The following is a 2,632-nucleotide window of genomic DNA, read 5'->3' as shown; positions in this document are numbered from 1 at the left end:
AACTCCACAGCCGACTTCTCATATCTACCAAACCCGCCCCAATCTCTATCCGAGCCTGCACCAACGGGTGTCAGTGGGGGTAGGGAAATCAGTGTATCTGAGAGCAGTGAGTCTCCGCTACTCAATTTGCCCCGCCTCACACAATTAAATATTATTGGCCATTTGGGGCTTAAAGATGTTGCCTGTTTGAAACAGGTATCTAGCCACTTTCAAGAGCTTATTAAACAAGAAGATATTCCGGCAAAGGCATGGTATCGCCGTTTTTCTTCAGCACACCAGTCTCTACTGAAGACAGCCATCACTGCAAGAAGTGATGAGCAACTTAGTGCCTGGCTGGGGCAATTTACGAATAATCAGGCGCTAATCAAGTCACTTGTTAAAAGTCGAGAAGAGGTTCGTCCTGCTCTGCTCTTTTTCAACAATGCCGATCTAATGTCGCAGTGCGAAACATTCAATGTCGATAAAAAAGTCACTATTTCCCATGGAGACTTAATCAATTCAGCGACTTTCAGTAAAGACGGTCTCCACGTCGTGACTGCCAGTAACGATGGTAAGGTGAAAATCTATGACAAGGAGGACGACGGATCATGGAAGAAAAAAGCCACCATTTCCCATGATGAAGAAGTTAATTCAGCTTCCTTCAGCGCCGATGGTCACCACGTGGTGACCATCGGTGAAGATAACAAGGTGAAAATCTGTAGCCGCAATGACGATGGTTTATGGGAAGAAAAGACCACCATTACCCATGATCGCTTCGTTGAGTCAGCCACCTTCAGTGCCGATAGCCGCTATTTGGTAACTGCCAGTGACGACGGCACAGCGAAAATCTATGGCTATGAAGACGATGGATCATGGAAAGCAAAAGGGACCATTTTTCATGATGAAGGCGTTAATACAGCCACCTTCAGCGCCGATAGCTCTCATTTAGTGACCGCAAGTGACGATCACACAGTGAAGATCTATAGCAAGGTGGGCGATGGGCTATGGGTGGAAAAAGCCACAATTGAACATGATGACACTGTCAGCTCAGCTACCTTCAGTGCCGATAGCCGCTATTTGGTCACTGCCAGTGAAGATTGCACGGCGAAAATCTATGGCCAGGAAGAGGGTGGGACATGGGAAGAAAAAGCCAAAATTTATCATGTTGATTATGTCGATTCAGCTACCTTCAGCGCTGACAGCAGCCATCTGGTGACCGTTAACAATTGCACGGTGAAAATCTATGGTCATGAAGATGATGGGCCATGGAAAGAAAAAACCATTATTTTACATAAGGAAGAGGTCAACTCAGCCACCTTCAGCGATGATGGCAGTCATTTGGTGACCGCCAGTATTGATGGCAAGGCGAAAATCTACGCCCAGGAGTACGGAGAATGGAAAAAACAGACCACCATTCATCATGAGGACGAAGTTTATTCAGCCAACTTCAGCGCCGATGGCCGTTACATGGTGACCGCCAGTGGCGATGGAAAGGTGAAAATTTATGGCCATGACGACGATGGATTATGGAGAGAAATAGCCATCTTTTCCCATAATGGAGAGGTCTTCTCGGCCACCTTCGGTCCCGATGGCCGCCATGTGGTCACCGCCAGTGGAGATTTAACGTCGAAAATTATTGGTCTGGTGGCTGATGGATCATGGGTAGAAAAAGCCACAATTTCCCATGGGAGGAAGGTCAAATCAGCCACCTTCAGTGCCGACTGCGGCCATGTGCTTACCATCTCCGACGGCTATGACAGTGGCTATCACAAGGTGAAAATCACGGAGCTACGAATGAATAATTGATTGTTTGCTTTAACTCTCCAACATCTTTGATAAGGCAGGGAGCGTCATTTCAAACTGCTCAACATTCTGGCAATCGCCGCTTCGGCTCTGGCCAGTCGCGTCTCATTGCTTAGTCCGGGAACTATTGTGCCCTGGGCAACCCCTTTCCATAGGGCATCTCCGGTATTGGCTCTAATCAGGGCAATGGCTATGGTCAGTTTTTCCTGGCCCGGCTCAGTGACCAGTCCCGGCGTTGTGCCAAAAAAGTGAACCAGTTCTGCGTCGGAGACGATGGAATCAGAAGCAATGCCGTAGCGGACAATCAATGAATTCTGGGGTATTTGGTCAGGATCAATCTTCATTTTCGCTGACAGCTGTTTGGCTATCTCGAATTCTATTGTTTGATAAGCATTCTCCCGGTTAGGGAACATCGGGTCCTTTTCTTCAGGGGTGATGGATTCGAACATCAAGCCATCAAAATCGGCTAAAGAGAATCGATGCAGGGGAGAAGCGGTAATCAATAATGGCGGCGGACCTGCCTGTTTGCGTCTGAGAGTAGTCCTGACTCCAGAAGAACTGGCTGCCACCAATCAGGCCTGCCTGATGAACGACACTTTGTATACAACACTCTGCCAATGGGTAGAAAAACATTACCGTGACAGGCTGACTGAAGCCGATCTTGCTGATCCTGAACTTCTGATTGAATCCCGTACAGCACTGGATGAGTTAACCGACATTCTGCAACTGGGCTCAGTCTATCAGTTCCAACAGGTGTGAAGGGCTTGAGCTGATTTTATCTCTGCGAATGATAGAATCAGCTCATCCACTTCATGGGAGAAAAGAATGAGAATAATATCCATTGCTATGC

At 47.6% G+C, this 2,632-nt stretch carries 2 protein-coding genes and 1 pseudogene; 2 read left to right on the top strand and 1 reads right to left on the bottom strand.

From position 1 onward, the window contains the following. The coding region (locus KDK16_RS03430) for an F-box/WD repeat-containing protein (protein ID WP_257274696.1) at positions 1-1,785 on the top strand (1,785 nt) is incomplete at its 5' end. A gap of 44 nt (positions 1,786-1,829) precedes the next feature. Here the strand turns inward: KDK16_RS03430 and KDK16_RS03425 are convergent. Continuing rightward, the gene (locus KDK16_RS03425; protein WP_257274695.1) at positions 1,830-2,231 is read right to left on the bottom strand and encodes a DUF4136 domain-containing protein; all 402 of its coding nucleotides are present in this window, start codon (positions 2,229-2,231) and stop codon (positions 1,830-1,832) included. 49 nt (positions 2,232-2,280) lie between these two features. On the opposite strand from KDK16_RS03425, the pseudogene KDK16_RS03420 reads away from it, so the two are divergent. Then, a pseudogene (locus KDK16_RS03420) lies at positions 2,281-2,541 on the top strand (N-succinylarginine dihydrolase); the annotation flags it as partial. Positions 2,542-2,632 lie beyond the last annotated feature (91 nt).

This window comes from Endozoicomonas sp. SESOKO4 (assembly GCF_024606275.1).
This window is presented reverse-complemented; position numbering and strand designations above follow the sequence as displayed.